17 protein-coding genes are annotated in these 17125 nt (G+C 57.1%); 6 read left to right on the top strand and 11 right to left on the bottom strand.

Annotated elements, in window-relative coordinates:
- Positions 1 to 89: 89 nt before the first annotated feature.
- The 7 genes from hflX to M6D89_RS16510 form a co-directional block, all read right to left on the bottom strand.
- A complete protein-coding gene (gene hflX / locus M6D89_RS16540; protein WP_253969201.1) occupies positions 90 to 1412 on the bottom strand; it encodes a ribosome rescue GTPase HflX in 1323 nt (440 codons plus the stop codon).
- Between the two features lie 17 nt (positions 1413 to 1429).
- Positions 1430 to 1696: an RNA chaperone Hfq gene (gene hfq / locus M6D89_RS16535; protein ID WP_253969200.1), complete on the bottom strand. Its 267-nt coding sequence runs from the start codon at positions 1694 to 1696 to the stop codon at positions 1430 to 1432.
- A 120-nt stretch (positions 1697 to 1816) separates the two neighbouring features.
- On the bottom strand, positions 1817 to 2794 hold the full coding sequence (gene miaA / locus M6D89_RS16530; RefSeq protein ID WP_253969199.1) for a tRNA (adenosine(37)-N6)-dimethylallyltransferase MiaA: 978 nt from the start codon (positions 2792 to 2794) through the stop codon (positions 1817 to 1819).
- 1 nt (position 2795) lies between these two features.
- The gene (mutL, locus tag M6D89_RS16525) at positions 2796 to 4658 is read right to left on the bottom strand and encodes a DNA mismatch repair endonuclease MutL (RefSeq protein WP_253969198.1); all 1863 of its coding nucleotides are present in this window, start codon (positions 4656 to 4658) and stop codon (positions 2796 to 2798) included.
- A gap of 14 nt (positions 4659 to 4672) precedes the next feature.
- The gene (locus tag M6D89_RS16520; RefSeq protein WP_272496048.1) at positions 4673 to 6019 is read right to left on the bottom strand and encodes an N-acetylmuramoyl-L-alanine amidase; all 1347 of its coding nucleotides are present in this window, start codon (positions 6017 to 6019) and stop codon (positions 4673 to 4675) included.
- A gap of 12 nt (positions 6020 to 6031) precedes the next feature.
- A complete protein-coding gene (gene tsaE, locus M6D89_RS16515) occupies positions 6032 to 6508 on the bottom strand; it encodes a tRNA (adenosine(37)-N6)-threonylcarbamoyltransferase complex ATPase subunit type 1 TsaE (RefSeq protein ID WP_253969197.1) in 477 nt (158 codons plus the stop codon).
- Complete coding sequence (locus M6D89_RS16510; RefSeq protein WP_253969196.1) at positions 6501 to 7982, bottom strand: NAD(P)H-hydrate dehydratase; 1482 nt, start codon at positions 7980 to 7982, stop codon at positions 6501 to 6503. The genes tsaE and M6D89_RS16510 overlap by 8 nt, the downstream gene beginning before the upstream one ends.
- A gap of 80 nt (positions 7983 to 8062) precedes the next feature.
- Here M6D89_RS16510 and queG point away from each other — a divergent pair, with 80 nt between their 5' ends.
- Together queG and gnd are read left to right on the top strand one after the other, a co-directional pair.
- On the top strand, positions 8063 to 9190 hold the full coding sequence (gene queG, locus M6D89_RS16505) for a tRNA epoxyqueuosine(34) reductase QueG (protein WP_253969195.1): 1128 nt from the start codon (positions 8063 to 8065) through the stop codon (positions 9188 to 9190).
- A 187-nt stretch (positions 9191 to 9377) separates the two neighbouring features.
- A complete protein-coding gene (gene gnd / locus M6D89_RS16500) occupies positions 9378 to 10832 on the top strand; it encodes a decarboxylating NADP(+)-dependent phosphogluconate dehydrogenase (RefSeq protein WP_253969194.1) in 1455 nt (484 codons plus the stop codon).
- 126 nt (positions 10833 to 10958) lie between these two features.
- Here the strand turns inward: gnd and M6D89_RS16495 are convergent, their stop codons facing one another.
- Both M6D89_RS16495 and M6D89_RS16490 read right to left on the bottom strand, forming a co-directional pair.
- The gene (locus M6D89_RS16495) at positions 10959 to 11294 is read right to left on the bottom strand and encodes a zinc ribbon domain-containing protein YjdM (RefSeq protein WP_253969193.1); all 336 of its coding nucleotides are present in this window, start codon (positions 11292 to 11294) and stop codon (positions 10959 to 10961) included.
- Positions 11295 to 11372: 78 nt separating this feature from the next.
- Entirely contained in the window at positions 11373 to 12311 is a 939-nt protein-coding gene (locus M6D89_RS16490; RefSeq protein WP_253969192.1) for an alpha/beta hydrolase, read from the bottom strand.
- 192 nt (positions 12312 to 12503) lie between these two features.
- Here M6D89_RS16490 and M6D89_RS16485 point away from each other — a divergent pair, with 192 nt between their 5' ends.
- Positions 12504 to 12716, top strand: coding sequence for a DUF3622 domain-containing protein (locus M6D89_RS16485; protein WP_253969191.1), 213 nt, complete (start codon positions 12504 to 12506; stop codon positions 12714 to 12716).
- A gap of 16 nt (positions 12717 to 12732) precedes the next feature.
- Here M6D89_RS16485 and M6D89_RS16480 read toward each other — a convergent pair whose 3' ends face one another.
- Both M6D89_RS16480 and orn read right to left on the bottom strand, forming a co-directional pair.
- Positions 12733 to 13419 (bottom strand): alpha/beta hydrolase, encoded by a 687-nt coding sequence (locus tag M6D89_RS16480; RefSeq protein WP_253969190.1) that lies wholly within the window; start codon positions 13417 to 13419, stop codon positions 12733 to 12735.
- 226 nt (positions 13420 to 13645) lie between these two features.
- Positions 13646 to 14203, bottom strand: a complete 558-nt coding sequence (gene orn / locus M6D89_RS16475; RefSeq protein ID WP_253969189.1) for an oligoribonuclease — start codon at positions 14201 to 14203, stop codon at positions 13646 to 13648.
- 72 nt (positions 14204 to 14275) lie between these two features.
- Here orn and rsgA point away from each other — a divergent pair, with 72 nt between their 5' ends.
- The 3 genes from rsgA to M6D89_RS16460 all read left to right on the top strand — a co-directional run bounded on the left by rsgA (position 14276) and on the right by M6D89_RS16460 (position 17042).
- Positions 14276 to 15292, top strand: coding sequence for a small ribosomal subunit biogenesis GTPase RsgA (rsgA, locus tag M6D89_RS16470; protein WP_253969188.1), 1017 nt, complete (start codon positions 14276 to 14278; stop codon positions 15290 to 15292).
- A 71-nt stretch (positions 15293 to 15363) separates the two neighbouring features.
- Positions 15364 to 16170, top strand: coding sequence for a sulfurtransferase (locus M6D89_RS16465; protein WP_272496047.1), 807 nt, complete (start codon positions 15364 to 15366; stop codon positions 16168 to 16170).
- The gene (locus M6D89_RS16460) at positions 16170 to 17042 is read left to right on the top strand and encodes a mechanosensitive ion channel family protein (protein ID WP_253969186.1); all 873 of its coding nucleotides are present in this window, start codon (positions 16170 to 16172) and stop codon (positions 17040 to 17042) included. Before M6D89_RS16465 ends, M6D89_RS16460 begins: the two co-directional genes overlap by 1 nt.
- The last annotated feature ends 83 nt before the right edge of the window (positions 17043 to 17125 follow it).

The following is a 17125-nucleotide window of genomic DNA, read 5'->3' as shown; positions in this document are numbered from 1 at the left end:
CTGGCGCAATTCTAGCACCGGCTCGTGTCCTGTCCAAACACTTGCGCCGGCTATCGTATTTTGCACCTAAAGAACGAGTGAATGGATTGCTAGAACCCAGCCGCCTGATAATCCTCGGGGGCTTCGCCGTGCCATTCAAGTTCGGCAAAACTGAGATTCAGCCCACTCAAGATGCGCATAAAATCACTGTAGGGAATGCGCAACGAGACAATACTGCAGCCATCTTCGCGGTAGCTTTCCTCGCCCACCGCATGCTGCTCAAACAATCGGGCGCGCAAGCGACCATCGGTGGGCGCCAGAATCAGCTCGCCCTCGATCATCTCTTCGCCCACCAACTCGGTAATGGCCTGATAGAGCAACTCAACCCCGGCACCGGTTTGCGCCGACAACCACACCGCAATCGGCGCGCCCTCGTCGTCGCGGTCAATACGCGGCTCCATATTAAGCAGATCGATTTTGTTAAACACCCGCAGCTGCGGGAGCTCGCCAGCACCAATCTCGCCCAGCACCTCATCCACCTGCTCGATGTAGTGCATCCGCTCATCGGCAGCGGCATCAATCACATGCAACAGTAAGCTGGCGTTGCTGGCCTCCTCGAGCGTGGCGCGAAATGCCTCAACCAACTTGTGAGGCAAGTGGCTGATAAAGCCCACCGTATCGGCCAGAATCACCGCACCGATATCGTCCAGCTCAACCCGCCGCATGGTGGGGTCCAGGGTGGCGAACAATTGATCTTCGGCGTAGACGTCTTCGCCGGTGATATTATTGAACAGGGTGGATTTACCGGCGTTGGTGTAGCCCACCAGCGACACGGTAGGGATGGATGCCCGCTGGCGCGAGCGACGCCCCTGTTCACGCTGGGTACGCACCTTTGACAGGCGCTTCTCGATGCTGGAGATACGTCCGCGCAACAAGCGGCGGTCGGTTTCCAGCTGGGTCTCACCTGGGCCGCGCAGGCCAATACCCCCTTTTTGCCGCTCAAGGTGAGTCCAGCCGCGCACCAAACGCGTCGACATATGCCGAAGCTGTGCCAGCTCGACCTGCAATTTACCTTCAAAGGTACGGGCGCGCTGGGCAAAAATATCCAGAATCAGACCGGTACGGTCCAACACCCGACACTTAAGGGCGGTTTCCAGGTTGCGCTCTTGCGAGGGACTTAGGGTGTGATTAAAAATAACCAGTTCTGCGCGGTGCTCTTCAACCAGCCCCTGCAGTTCTTGCAGCTTGCCGGTACCGACAAAGTACTTGGCGTGGGGAGTGTCGCGCTGACCGCCTACCATAGCCACAGGGTCGCCCCCGGCAGACAGAACAAGTTCTTCAAATTCGCGTGGATCTTCGGGCTCTTGCCCGCTGGAGAGCTCCAGATGAACCAGCACTGCCAGCTCACCTGAATCGGGTCGATCAAAAAACAATGACTTACCTCGTGGAATTACTCGCCCTGAGCTTCGCCACCGTCTTCACCCTCAGCAGCGGGGTTTAAGAGCGGTACGCGAACAGCGCGCGAAGGCACCACAGTCGAAATAGCGTGCTTATAAACCATTTGACTGACGGTGTTTTTCAGCAGCACCACAAACTGGTCGAATGACTCGACCTGGCCCTGCAGCTTAATGCCATTTACCAGGTAAATGGATACCGGAACACGCTCTTTACGCAGCACGTTCAAGTAAGGGTCTTGTAAGCTATGCCCTTTTGACATCTTTGTTCTCCTTTTGATAATAAAAATACGCCTAAATCTTTCTAACCAATACGGCCCGAAAGGGGGCGAGGAAAGCATGAAAAACTGACTAGGATTCTCACAGTTGTATTATATGGCCCCCTATGGCAGATATTTCAAGCTAAATCGCACAATTTCTTCGATCTTTAACGTTTTACCCGTCTCATTTTCGGTAAAAACCCAATTTACCCCGGGCCAACCGTTAAGCCATGTAAATTGCCGCTTGGCTAACTGGCGGGTGGCAATAATGCCGCGCTCGATGGCCTCATCCAAACTGCAGCGCCCTGCAAGGTAGTCCCACACCTGGCGATAGCCCACCGCCCGAATCGCGGGAAGATCTTCACTCAAGTCGCCGCGGTTATAAAGTGCCGCCACTTCATCCACCAGCCCCGCTTCGACCATGGTAGTAAATCGCTGTTCAATACGCCGGTGCAGGATTTTTCGATCACGGGGTGCAATAGCTAATTGAGTCACACTAAAGCGATCGTTAAACGTCGGGCCCTGCTCGCGCCTTTGCCGCGCCCGCAACTCGGTCATAGTCTCGCCCGAGCTTAAATACACTTCCAGCGCGCGGGATAAGCGCTGGGAATGATTGGGGTGTATTTCGGCGGCGCACTCGGGATCTACCTGGGCCAGTTGCTGGTGAATATAGGGCCAGCCGTGTTCACGGGCATCGCGCTCAATGCGCTCGCGCACCACTGGGTCGGCTGCCGGCATGGGGGCTAGACCATCCAATAGGGCTTTAAAGTAGAGCATGGTGCCGCCCACCAGTAGGGGGATACGTCCGGCGGCGTGAATGTCGGCGATTTCGCGCTCGGCATCGGCAACAAAGTCAGCGGCGGAATAAGGGTCGGCCGGATCGCGAATATCCAGCAACCGGTGCGGCGCCCGGGCTTGTTCTTCTGCACTGGGCTTAGCGGTGCCAATATCCATGCCCCGGTACACCAAGGTGGAGTCAACGCTAACCAGATCCACCGGCAAGCGTTCGTGCAGCTCACAGGCGAGGTTGGTTTTACCCGAGGCGGTGGGCCCCATCAGCAGATACACGGGCGGTTTTTCGTCTGCGGTCCAGGCGCTCATCCTATTGCCCGCGCATAAAGAGCTTGTCCAGCTCGTCCAGCGACTGCAGGGTCCAGGTGGGACGACCGTGATTGCACTGGCCACTGCGCTCGGTGGCTTCCATATCCCGCAGCAGGGCGTTCATTTCGGCAATGGTCAACTTGCGGTTGGCCCGCACCGAGCCGTGACAGGCCATGGTCGAGAGAATTTCATTCACATGGTGCGCCAAACGCTCGCTGGTGCCGTGCTCAATCAAATCGGCCAGCACGTCGCGCACCAGCTGGTCCACCTTGGCGCCGTGCAAAATAGAGGGAATTTGGCGAATCAGCAGCGATTCGGGCCCGGCGCGCTGCACCTCGAAACCCAGGGTGGCGAAGGTCTCCGGGTGCTCTTCGGCGCAGGCGGCTTCTTTTTCACTGACGGCGAGCGTCACCGGCACCAGGAGCGGCTGCGCCTGAATGCTGCCCCCGGAAAATGCCGTCTTCATTCGCTCGTAGGTGATGCGCTCGTGGGCCGCGTGCATATCCACAATAATCAGCCCCTGGGCATTTTCCGCCAGGATATAAATGCCTTTCAGCTGAGCAATGGCAAACCCCAGCGGTGGAATTTCACCCTCGCCCGCCGATAAATCCGCCATGACCGGACGCGATCCGGCGCTTTGGGGCGGATACGCCTGAGGGGGCGGCGCCTCGGCCACCGCAGCTTCCTGAGAAGCCTGCATAGCGGCGGGAAAATAATTTTGCCGCCAGTCGCCGCTAGGCCGCTCGGCGCCTGCCGAGGCGCCCGCCAAAGCCATGGGCGCCTGCTGTGACATTTGCCCCGGCGCATCGTCGCGCGGGCGCTGATACTGCTGCTGCGCCTGATGATCCAGCCGCTCGCCGGGAGAGACTTCGGCCAGCGCGTGGTGCAGCGAGCTGAAAATAAAATTGTGCACCGTGCGGCCGTCGCGAAACCGCACTTCGTGCTTGGTGGGGTGCACATTCACATCCACCGTGGCCGGATCCACCTCAAGATACAACACAAACGCCGGGTGGCGGCCGTGGTAGAGCACATCCTGATACGCCTGGCGCACCGCGTGGCTCACCAGCTTGTCGCGAATAGAGCGACCATTAACGTAAAAGTGCTGCAAATCGGCTTGCGAGCGGGAAAAGGTCGGCAGTGCGACCCAGCCCCACAGCCTCAAGCCACTGCGCTCGATATCCAGATGCACGGCATTATCCATAAACGCCGGGCCGCACACCTGGGCCACCCGGCGCTCGCGCTCGGGCTGACTGGCGGCGCCGCGCCAATTGTGAATCGCTCGACCGTTGTGGCGCAGGCTAAAAGTCACATCGTAGCGCGACAGGGCGAGGCGCTTAACCACATCTTCCAAATGGTTAAATTCGGTTTTTTCGGTGCGCAAAAATTTGCGTCGGGCGGGGGTGTTAAAAAACAGGTCGCGTACCTCTACCGTCGCGCCCTGTGGGTGAGGCGCGGGCGCCATCTCGGTTTCCATATCGCGCCCGGCGGCAGTTACCTGCCAGCCCGCCCCCGACTCGTCGGTCGCACTGGTGAGCGCCAGACGCGCCACCGAGCTGATACTGGCCAGCGCCTCGCCGCGAAACCCCAGGGTCGCCACAGCCTCTAGATCATCCAGATCGGTAATTTTGCTGGTGGCGTGACGCGACAGGGCCATGGCCAGGTCTTCTTTATCAATGCCCGAACCATTGTCGCGCACCCGCATCAGCTTTACCCCGCCGTCCTCAACATCCACCTCCAAGCGGGTGGCGCCGGCGTCCAGACTGTTTTCCAACAGCTCTTTAATGACCGACGAGGGACGCTCGACCACCTCACCAGCGGCAATTTGGTTGGCGAGGCGCGGGCTTAACAGCTTAATTTTTGACATGAATACTTCTGATTTTAAGAGGTTGGGATGCGCAGCACCTGTCCCACCTGAATTACATGATTATCCAGGCCGTTGTGCTGGCGCAGGCGACTGACACTGATGTTAAAGCGCTTGGCAATCTCGCTCAAGGTGTCGCCCCGGCCAATGGTGTACTCGGTCTCGACACCGCCGTTTTGTTTTTTCCAGGCCAGCAAAGTACCCGCTGGGGGATGCTGATAAAAATACTGCTTTACCCCCGAGACCAACTGATCGGCAAGTTTATTGCGATAGTTGCGACTGCCCAGGTTTTTCGCCTCGGTGGGGTTAGAGATAAATCCCGTCTCCACCAAAATGGACGGCACATCGGGGGATTTAAGCACCGCAAAACCCGCCTGCTCAACTTGGTGTTTATGCAGATGCGCCATCTGCCCCATGGATTTGAGCACATAGTCACCGACCTGCAAACTGGCCCCCAGGGTGGCAGTCATGGACAAATCCACCAGCACACCGGCCAGCACTTCGTCCTTGTCCTCTAAGCTGACACTACCTACCCCGCCAATCAAATCCGATTCGTTCTCGCGCTGGGCGAGAAAGCGGGCCATTTCACTGGTGGCGCCGCTGTTAGACAGAGCGAATACCGACGCGCCTCGAGCCGAGGGTTTGGTAAAGGCATCGGCGTGAATCGACATAAACAGGTCCGCCTGCATCCGCCGGGCGATATTGCGGCGCTCGCGCAGGGCTACATAGTAATCGCCGGTGCGCACCAGTTTAGCGGTGTAACCCGGCTGGGCGTTCAACTTATCCACCAGCGATTTGGATATCGCCATGACTACGTCTTTTTCGCGCAGACCGTTTGGCCCCAGGGCACCCGGGTCTTCGCCGCCGTGACCGGCATCAATAGCGATAATAATATCCCGCTTGCTGCCCTCCACCTCGGGCACCGTAACCGGCGGCGGCCCCTGTTCGGGCTTGGGCTGCAAATCTTTTAAATCCACCACCAAGCGATCCGACGAGCCCGCCTGGCGATGCAAAAAGAAACTGTCGGGGTTAACCTTGACGGCTAAATCCAGCACCACCCGCAGGTCGGTGCCGTTGCGCGGTGAATGGCGAATATTTTTAATCGGGGTTTCGCTTAAATTAAGCGAGGCAAAATCGGCCTTAAAGCGGGTATTACTGACATCAATCACGACCCGCTCTGGCCCCTCCAGAGTAAACAGAGTGTGTTCGGCGGCATCGGATAAATCGAACACCAAGCGGGTGTGATCCGGCGCGCGCCACAGACGCACACCCTCGACCTGAGTAGCAGCCCCGGCGAGACCGCTCAGAAGCACAAGGCCGAGCAGCAGAACGCAAACGCCTTTTTTCATACTGGCTGGGGCCATAGATGTTTCAGCTCATTCATCTGTTTTTATTCGCTCAATCAGCGCAGCGCCCGCATCAGAGCTGGCCTCTAGCTTAACAATTCGGCCGCCATCTTGCACCTTGAGCGTCGCCACCAGATCCGGCGGCGGCAGCACGCCCTCGCCCCGACTGGGCCATTCGATCAAACTGACGCTGCCGGGAACAAAATAATCGCGGATACCCATATATTCCAGCTCTTCGGGGTCGCCCAGGCGGTAGAGGTCAAAGTGATACACCGTGCGAGCGGGCAGCTCGTAAACTTCTACCAGGGTATAAGTGGGACTTTTAACCGCACCTGAATGGCCAAAGTACGACAACACCCCGCGCGTAAAAGTGGTTTTACCCGCGCCCAAATCGCCGCACAAATGAACCGTGAGCAAATCACCCCCCGCCCCCATGGCGCGCCCCAGGCGTGCACCGGCAGCCACGGTGGCAGATTCATCCGGTAAAAAAGTGGACCACTCAGTCACCCAGCAATGCTCCCAGATAATCCAGTAAATCGGTGGCCAGCAAACTCACCTGGCCGTGCTCTTCGACGGCCAAGTCGGCGGCGTGAGCGTGCAGGCTGGCGCCCAGGGCGGCGGCATCGGCGGGACTCATTTTTTGCGCCAGCAATGCACCTAAAATCCCACTGAGCACATCGCCCATACCGCCCGAGGCCATGCCCGGGTTACCGGCGGTGATTATCTGCACAGGCGTATCAGCCGCAGCCACCAGCGAGCCCGCGCCTTTTAAAATGACCGCGCCGCCATAATTTTGTTGCAGTTGCTGCACGGCAGCAAAGCGATCTTGCTGGACCGAGGCGGTGTCAGTTTTTAACAACCGCCCTGCCTCGCCGGGATGAGGAGTTAAAATCCAGTTATCGCGGGTATCGCCCTCGCGCCATAAACGACCGGCAGCGATCAAATTGAGCGCGTCGGCATCCAACACCAGGGGCAAGCCACTGGCCAGTGCCTGTTGCAGCATTTGCTCGGACCAGGGCGAGTCGCCCAAACCCGGCCCCACCACCAGTACCGAGGGGCGCTCGAGCCAGGGCTCCAACTCTTGCCCCGAAATCACCCCGCAAGTCATCACCTCGGGGCGGCGCGCTAAAGCGGCGCCCACATGCTCGGGCCGGGTAGCCAGGCTAACCAAGCCGGCGCCGGTGCGGGCCGCGGCCTCGGCGGCCATAAGCGCTGCTCCGCCGCGACCGGTGTCGCCGCCAATAACCATGACATGACCAAAATGCCCTTTGTGGGCATCCGCCTCGCGCGCGGGCAAACGCGCACGTAACTCGGCGTACTCGGGCCAGGTGATATCGCTTTGCACCTGCTCGTAAATAAATTCTGGGGCACCCAAATCATCAAACACCAGCTCGCCGCACAGGGCCGGACCGCGCCCTGTCAGCAGACCGCGCTTTAAACCAATAAAGCTGACCGTCAGCCCCGCTTTTACCGCCAGGCCGCACTCGGCGCCGGTATCGGCATTGAGGCCCGAGGGGATATCCAGCGCCACCACCGGCAGGCCACTGGCGTTGATTTGCTCGATAACCTGACGGTACTCGGGGCGGACTTCCCCACTGATTCCGGTACCTAAAAGCGCGTCAACGATGACCCCGCTGGTGGGCGCGGGGCCCGGCGGCATCACAATCACCCCCTCTTGGCGGGCGTACTGGTAGGCGGCCTGAGCGGCCTCACTAAACTTTTCCTCATCGCCCAAGAGCACCACGTTCACCGGAATGCGCTGGGCAGCGGCCAGTGCGGCTACGACAAAGCCATCGCCGGCGTTATTGCCGCTACCGCAGTACACGGTAATCTCTTCGGGGTGACTCCAGCGTTCCAGTAGGGCTTCAAAGGCGGCGCGCCCGGCGCGCTTCATTAATTGGGTCGCCGGGGTGCCCGAGGCAATAAAGGCGCTGTCTAGGGCGCGAACCTGGGCGGCGGTGTACAACTGCTTGGCGGTCATAAAAACGTCCGGTGTGTGATCTGAGTGTATATGACAGGTATTATAAGGACTTTGATCCACGACACCCAACCGGAGATCGCTTGAGCGACTTTGACTACCACCAACTGGCCCGCGACATTAAGCGCTGGGGGCGCGAACTGGGCTTCCAGCAGATTGGCATAACCGATGCCGACCTGTCCGCCCACGAGCCCGGCCTGCAAGAGTGGCTAGCCAAGGGCTACCAGGGTGAGATGCAGTGGATGGGCGAACACGGCAATAAACGCTCACGCCCCGCCGAATTGGTGCCCGGCACCGCGCGGGTGATTTCGGCGCGCCTGGACTATTTGCCCGGCGATACCGCACAAATCAAAGTATTAAAAGATGCCGACAAAGCCTATGTCTCGCGCTACGCCCTGGGGCGCGACTACCACAAATTAATTCGCAAACGCTTGGCAACGCTCGCTAAAAAAATCGAAAACGCACTGCCCGATGAACTCAAACCCAACGGCGAGCGACAAATGCGCCCCTTTGTGGACAGCGCCCCGGTACTGGAGCGCCCGCTGGCCGATAAAGCAGGCCTGGGCTGGACCGGCAAGCATACGCTGATTCTTAACGACAGCGCCGGCAGCTGGTTTTTTCTGGGGGAGCTGTTTACCTACTTACCCCTGCCCATCGATAAAAGCGAGCAACCCAACCGCTGCGGTGAATGCACCGCCTGCTTAAAGGTGTGCCCCACCGACGCCTTCCCAGAGCCCTACACTCTGGACGCACGGCGCTGTATTTCGTACCTGACGATTGAGCTCAAAGGCGCCATCCCCGAGGAGTTTCGCGAACCCATGGGCAACCGGGTGTTCGGCTGCGATGACTGCCAGGCCATCTGCCCCTGGAACAAATACGCCAAACCCACCTGCGAGACCGACTTTTTACCCCGCCACGGACTGGACAACAGCGACCTGTTAACCCTGTTCAAATGGAGTGAGGCGGAATTTCTCAAAAACACTGAGGGCTCGGCGATCCGCCGTATTGGCTACCAGCGCTGGCTGCGCAACTTAGCGGTGGGCCTGGGCAATGCTCCCACTCGTCCAGACATTATCGACGCCCTGCAGGCCCGTCTGGGGCAACACGGCGAACTCGTCAATGAACATATCCAGTGGGCCCTGGCGCAGCAGGCGCGCCCCAACAGGCGCCGCAAGCGCAAAATCAAGAACCCCCACGCTAACGCCCGTTAGCGGCACTATTGACCCAATTGAGAATTAAAATCACCTCGCAGCGCGCAAATTAGCGCAATTTCAGGTACAATTGCCGCCCGCTGAAACCGGCACCGCCAATGCCCAGAAAGAATGACGCGGTGATAACCGGTTACACAAGCTCCAAAACAGCTTCCTCTCAAATCACTGACAAAAAGTACGGTTTGCTATGAAAACACTGTCTGATATCGGTTTGGTCGGTCTCGCCGTTATGGGTGAGAACCTTATCCTCAACATGGAAAGCAAAGGCTTCACAGTTACGGCGTATAACCGCTCTGTGGAGAAGGTCACTAACTTTATTGAGGGCCGCGCGAAGGGTAAAAACATTCGCGGCGCCGAGTCGATTGAAGAGCTGGTGAACTCGCTGGAAAAACCTCGCAAAATTATGCTGATGGTTAAAGCCGGTGCCCCGGTGGATGCTTTTATTGAGCAACTGATCCCGCACCTGGACAAGGGCGACATCATCATCGACGGTGGCAACACCCACTTCCCCGACACTAACCGTCGCGTAGAGTATCTGCGCGAGAAAGGCCTTCACTTTATCGGTGCCGGCGTATCCGGTGGTGAAGAAGGCGCCCTGATCGGCCCATCCATTATGCCCGGCGGAGCCCCCGAAGCCTGGGAATACGTTAAGCCTATCTTCCAAGGCATTGCGGCAAAAGTTGAGGACGGCTCACCTTGCTGTGACTGGGTAGGCGAAAACGGCGCTGGCCACTTCGTAAAAATGGTGCACAACGGCATCGAGTACGGCGACATGCAGCTTTTGTGTGAAGCCTACCAGATTATGAAAGAACTGCTGGGTATGAGCGCCGACGAGATTCACGAAGTCTTCGCCGCCTGGAACAACACCGAGCTGGATTCCTACCTGGTAGAAATCAGCCGCGACATCATGGCGTTTAAAGACGAAGACGGCGAGCCGCTGGTTGAGAAAATCCTGGATACGGCCGGACAAAAAGGCACCGGCAAATGGACCGGCGTAGTCGCGCTGGACTTTGGTGTGCCCCTCACGCTGATCGCCGAATCGGTATTCGCACGCTGCATCTCTGCGCTGAAAGACGAGCGCGTGGAAGCCTCTAAAGTGCTGAGCGGCCCGGCCAAAAACTTCACCGGCGACAAAGAAGCCTTTATTGAAGATCTGCGTCAGGCGGTACTGGCCGCCAAAATCGTTTCCTACGCCCAGGGCTACACCCTGATGCGCGAAGCGGCAAAAGAGTTTGGCTGGAACCTGAACTACGGCGGCATCGCCCTGATGTGGCGCGGCGGCTGTATTATCCGCTCGGCATTTTTGGGCGACATCAAAAAAGCCTTTGATAAAAACCCAGAACTTAACAACCTGCTGCTGGACGACTACTTTAAAGAAGTTGTGGTTAATTCGCAGCAAGGCTGGCGCAATGTTGCGGCCACTGCCATCACCAACGGCGTTCCGGTGCCCTGCCTAACCGCCGCACTGAACTACTTTGACGGCTACCGCACCGAACGCTTGCCCGCCAACTTACTGCAGGCGCAGCGCGACTACTTCGGCGCCCACACCTACGAGCGCTTAGATAAACCACGCGGTGAGTTCTTCCACACCAACTGGACCGGTCGCGGTGGGGATACGGCGTCGACTACTTACGACGTGTAAGTTGCGGAAAACGGTGTTTGGGGAACGGGAAACGTTCGCTGAACGCTGAACGCTGAACGCTGCACAGCGAGCATAAAAAACGGGGAGCAGTCTGCTCCCCGTTTTTTGTTTCAACCAAAAAACAAATTAAGCTTTTTTCACAAACTCACTTTTCAGCATCATATCGCCGCCTTTGGCGAGCTTGCAGTCGATATTGTGATCGCCGTCGACAATACGCTTAATGGTGATTTTGGTTCCGACCTTTAACACCTCCGAGGTGCCTTTTACCTTTAGATCTTTTGCCAAGGTAGCACTATCGCCTTCCACTAATTTGTTGCCGTTGGCGTCGCGCACAAACGTTTCTTCTTCAGCCTCACTTTCGGTATTGGCGGACCATTCGTGACCGCACTCGGGGCAAACCAGTAAGGCTTGATCTTGGTAGACAAATTCGGAGTTGCATTGAGAACAGGGCGGGAAAGACATAGCGTTATCTCGGCGTAAATGGGCCGCTATTATCGACGGCAGGCGTGAGATTAGCAAACGCGCCCTGCAGATGAGGGACTACTCGACCATGGATTCAACCGTATCCGCCAAGAGAGTTACATCCATAAACAGCGGATCGATCAGATCAAAGTGATCCGCGCCCGTTATCGGTAAATGCTCACTGGTATCGCCAGCTTTTATGGCGGCATCGACATAAGCCTCGGAAATAGACGAGACCACAATGCCATCCCGTGTCCCGCTAAATAAAACCGTGGGAACACCTGTCGGCAGCATATTTATGGGCGATGTATTGCTCAGCCGGTACTGTAAGGCACCGGGGCTAAGCGCTTGCGCATCGATTAATCGTCGAGCGCTGTCGCCACAGGCCGGGGCTTCCAGATCGGCCACACCCGCGAGGCTGATCGCACCTGCGACGAGCTGAGGATTTGAACGGTAAAGTGGACTGATGGCATCGATATTTTCGCGGCTGGCCAGCCACAGGGCCAAGTGCCCACCGGCGCTGTGCCCCATACTCACCACCCTGGAGGTGTCTAACGGATAATCGACGGCAAGCTGCGGTAAATAATCAGTGGCACTGGCGACATCCTGAAACAATGCGGGCCATTCACCACCCCCACCCAGACGGCGATACTCGATATTCCACACCGCCAAATCACGCGCCGCCAGGGCGCGGGATAATGCATCTTGTAACTCCAGTCCATAGGGCTCGCGCCAGCAACCGCCGTGAATCATCACCACGACCGGCAAAGATGTGCGCTCGGTCTTTTGCGGTAAATACAGATTGCCAAACTGGGAGCTGCGATCACCCCACGAGATTTGCTTAACCGTCAGCTCGGACTCCTCTGGCGGGGTGACCGGCACCGACGACACCGACGACGAGGATATTGTCGCAAGACTGGAGCTCGAGCTTGTGACTGGCGCGGAACTAGATGATTGACCACCGCAACCGGTCAATAAAACCGCGCTACCAATACCCCACAACCAAGCTTTTAGCATAAGCCTCTCACAATCTCTCAACACCTATTGGTTACGACTGAATTGGCCTTTTGGATGCAGTGCCTGGCCTAGCGGGCGAGTGAAAGCAACCGAAGCATTGTATCTAGGCGCCATGCGTGCATAATGCGCGCACCCGGCGTAAACCGCGCCCCTCATTCACTAACGCCACGGGCGTTCACAGAGGTTTTCACTATGGCCACAGGCAAAAAGTTTGACTATCGCGTGAGCGAATCCAATGGCAGCTGGAGCGCTGAGATTACCCGCCGCGCCAGCGCCCGAAAAACCGTTACCTCTAAAGTCCAAGATGGGTTTGCCAGCGAAGCTGAAGCCAAGCAATGGGCCGAGAGCGAACTTAAAGCCATCTTAGAAAATGTGCGCACCCGCCAGGAAGCCAAGAAGCAATAAGGGGGTCGGACCTCGGTTAATCCACCAATGGCAAACAGCGGTTGATAAACGCACTAATATCCACAATCTGCTCACGACACACTTCATGGGCCATTGGGTAGCGATGGGCATCAAAGCGATAACCTTGCGCTTCAAGCGCCGCCTCCGCGCGGTCAGCCAACTCGGGCAGTACTACATTATCTTGCGTACCATGCTGCACCGAAATAGGGATGTCTTTGTTTTCAGCCGCGAAACGGCAGCTATCGCTGGTGGCAAAATACGTGGACAAGGCCATCAGTCCGGCCAGTGGTTTAATGTTATTCAAAGCGACATCATAGGCCACCGCGCCGCCCTGAGAAAAACCCGCTATTAAAATACGCTGACTGGATATACCCGCCTCAACCTGCTCATCAATAATCTCATCAATTGCCGCACTCGCCTGTTTTAAATGCTCAGCGTTAAACTTACGATCCACATCCAGACTTAACAGATCGTACCAAGCGGGCATTTGATAACCGTTATTCACACTGACCGGCATGGTCGGCGCTTGGGGGAACACAAACCGAATCCGCGCCCCCGGCGTCAGGTTAAGCTCGGGCAACAAGTTGGCAAAGTCGTTACAACTGGCCCCTAATCCGTGAAGCCATATTACACAGGCATCACTTTCCCCGGCATTGGGGTTTTCTAAGGTTAAGCATTCTAGGTTTTCAAATGGATTAGGCATTATCACTCGCCTTTTTGGTTAAAAGGTTTTGACCGCCGGTGGCGGACTCGTTATAAACTCGTACTATCAGAGCTGCGATTTACTTTTTCGGGACATAGTAACGCAGCGGTTCATGTGCAATCGGCATGAAGATTCCCTTCACGTCAAAACCTCGCCCCTGAGTATGTTTTCACTGCAACCGATTTAGGGGCGCCGTTACCCATTCCCCGGACACCGTTCTACCTCTCTACTCACCCAAATCAATAAACGTCTCGCGATAATGCACCAACTCCGCAATCGAGTCCTTAATATCATCCAACGCCAAGTGCGCGCCGGACTTTTTAAACCCTTCCAGCGCCTCGGGCTTCCAGCGGCGGGCGAGTTCTTTTAGGGTGCTGACGTCCAGGTTACGGTAGTGGAAGTAGCGCTCAAGATTAGGCATGCCGCGGGCGAGGAAGCGGCGGTCCTGGCAGATGGAGTTACCGCAGATGGGGGATTTACCGGCGGGTACCCACCGCTCCAGAAAGGCGATGGTGTCGGCTTCGGCCTGGGCCAAGGTGACGGTGGAGTCTTTGACCCGCTGGGTCAGGCCGGATTTGCCGTGTTGATTGGTGTTCCACTCGTCCATCCCGTCCAGAATTGAATCCGGCTGGTGAATCGCCATTACCGGGCCCTCGGCGAGCACGTTAAGGTGGGCGTCGGTGACAATGGTGGCGATTTCAATGATGACGTCGTTGTCCGGGTCCAGACCGGTCATTTCCAGGTCGATCCAGATTAAATTATCGGCGTTAACGCTAGGGCTCATAAGACGTTTTTCCTTTACAATGCGGTATCAGATTCTGATACCTATGTTAACACCGCAGACCGGGGCCTGCTTTTGAGCAAACGCAAATTGACCCGCCGCCAGGCGTGGCGCATTGAAAAGATTCAGAAGGAGCGCGAAGAGCGTGTCGCCAAGCGCGACCAAAAGGCGCACGAGACGCTGGGCGAGAGCGATTTGGGGCCTGAGCAGGATGGCTTGATTGTGACTCACTACGGCACCCAGGTGATGGTGGAGGACACCGCCACCGGCACCGCCAAGCGCTGTCATTTTCGCAGCAACTTAGGCGGCCTTGTGACCGGCGATAAGGTCACTTGGCGCGACGGCAAGCCCTATGGGGTGGTAGTCGCCCGTAGCGAGCGTAATACCGCACTGATGCGCCCCGACCCTTACGGTGCCATGAAAACCGTGGCGGCCAATATCGACCGGATTGTGATTGTATTGGCGCCCTACCCCGAGCCTCACTTTAACCTGATTGACCGCTATTTGGTGGCGGCCGAGGCCATTGATATTGAACCCGCTTTGGTGATCAACAAGGTGGATTTAATTGACGATGAGCAGCGCGCCAAGGTGGAGGCGATCCACACCCTGTACGAGGGCCTGGGCTACCAGGTGATTCGCGCCTCGGCCAAGCAGGAACAGGGCCTGGCGCCGCTGCGTGAGTATTTGGCACACTATACCAGTGTGTTTGTGGGGCAATCCGGGGTGGGCAAATCGTCGCTGGTCAACGCCCTGCTGCCCGAGGTGAATTCCCGCGTGGGCGATTTAAGCGAAAAGCAAACCGGCACCCACACCACCACCAGCGCTCAGCTGTATCATATTCCCACGGGCGGCGAGCTTATCGACTCGCCCGGCATTCGCGAGTTTGGCCTCTGGCACATCGAGCCCGAGGACGTACTGGCGGGTTTTAAAGAGTTTCGGCCGTTTATCGGAGCGTGCAAATTCCGCGATTGCTCACATACCGTTGAGCCCGGCTGTGCTATTTTACAGGCGCTGGAAAATGGCGATATTAGCCCCGGAAGGCTTGCAGGCTACCGCCGCATACTGGCAGATCTTCACCCGGGCAGGCTCTAGCAAATGATCCAAACCCGCTGATTCGCCGAAATTACCGTTGTAAGAGATTTAGTTTAAAAGGATTGCCTTATATGTCCCCATTACCCCTAATCCTTGAGCCCGCACAGCTGTTACCTTTATTAAACAGCCCGCAGGCGCCGTTGATTGTGGATTTATCCAGCGAAGACAATTACCGCCGTGGCCATATTCCGGGCGCCGCCCATGTGCCGCCGCAAATGATGCTGTGCAACCGGCCACCGGCCCCGGGCCGTATCGCCCCGGTCGAGCAACTGAACCGCTTGTTTACTTACCTGGGCCTCACACCCGACACTCATGTAGTAGTTTACGATGACGAGGGTGGCGGCTGGGCGGGCCGGTTTATCTGGACCTTGGATGCCATCGGCCACAAAAACTACAGCTACTTAAACGGCGGCCTGCACGCCTGGCTGGGCGAAGATTACCCGGTCACCAAAGAGGTGGAAGACCCCAACACGGGCGAGGTAGAGGTAGAAATTGACCCCGAGCAGCTGGTGGAAATACCCGATATTCTGGCGGGACTGGAAGCGGACAACCTGCAAATTTGGGACGCCCGTGGCCCCCTGGAGTATCGCGGCGAGAAAGTGGTCGCGCAGAAGGCGGGCCATATTCCCGGCGCTATTAACGTGGAATGGACTGAGCTGATGGACCGCGCGCGCGGTTTGCGAATTCGCGAAGACGCCCGCGAGTATTTGGCGGCCAGAGGCATCACCGGCGACAAGCCTATCGTCACTCATTGCCAGAGCCACCATCGCTCGGGCTTTACCTATTTGGTGGGTAAGTCTTTAGGGTTTGATATTAAGGGGTACCACGGCTCCTGGGCCGAGTGGGGTAACCACCCAGATACTCCGGTTGAAGTTTAATGACTCAGTGGCTAAACATCACCCTTCTTAAGGTTGGCGAGTACACTCTCACCAGCGGCGCCTTGTGCGCGTCGCTGGTTATTATTGTCGCGACATTTGTCATTGCCAAGCTCGTCAGCCGCGCCATTACCCGGCTGGCGCTTTACCGCCACCCCACCGTCAGCCATCAAATTTACACGATCAATAAAATTGTCTATTACTTTTTGATTGTGCTGGGCTTTGTGGGCGCGCTGTCGGTGTTGGGGTTCCAGCTCGACAAACTGGTGATTGTGGGCGGCGCTCTGGGTATTGGTATTGGTCTGGGGCTTCAGTCCATTGTTAACAACTTTGTCTCGGGCATTATTATTCTGCTGGAAAAGTCGATAAAAGTGGGCGATTTTCTGGAGCTGGACTCGGGCTTAATGGGCGAGGTAAAAGCCATTCGCCTGCGCTCCACGTTAATTCGCACTAACGACAATATTGATATTCTGGTGCCCAGTTCCGAGTTTATTAGCGGCCGGGTGATTAACTGGACCCTGGAAGAAAACGTCCGCCGGTTTCGCATCCCGTTCGGGGTGGCCTATGGCTCCGATAAACAAAAAGTGAAAGACGCGGTACTCGCGGCAGCCAAGAAAATCAGCTACACCCTCGATGATGACAAACACAAACCCCTGGTATGGATGACCGGTTTTGGCGACAGCAGCCTCAATTTCACCTTGGGCGTATGGGTCGCCCCGGATGCGGTAAAACGCCCCAGCCAGGTTACCTCAGACTACTTGTGGTCCATAGACGACGCCCTGCGCGAAGCCGGGGTGGAAATACCCTTCCCGCAGCGGGATTTGCATTTGCGGTCTAGTAGTATTGAGTTGGGAACAAGAAGGTCGGAGGACTGACGTCAGACGCTGAACGCTGAACGCTGAACGCTGAACGCTGAACGCTGAACGCTGAACGCTGAACGCTGAACGCTGAACGCTGA

The sequence above is a fragment of the Gilvimarinus xylanilyticus genome (assembly GCF_024195295.1).
Taxonomy (GTDB): Bacteria; Pseudomonadota; Gammaproteobacteria; order Pseudomonadales; family Cellvibrionaceae; genus Gilvimarinus; species Gilvimarinus xylanilyticus.
Note: the sequence above shows the minus strand (reverse complement) of the source record. Positions and strands in the feature narration are given on the sequence as shown.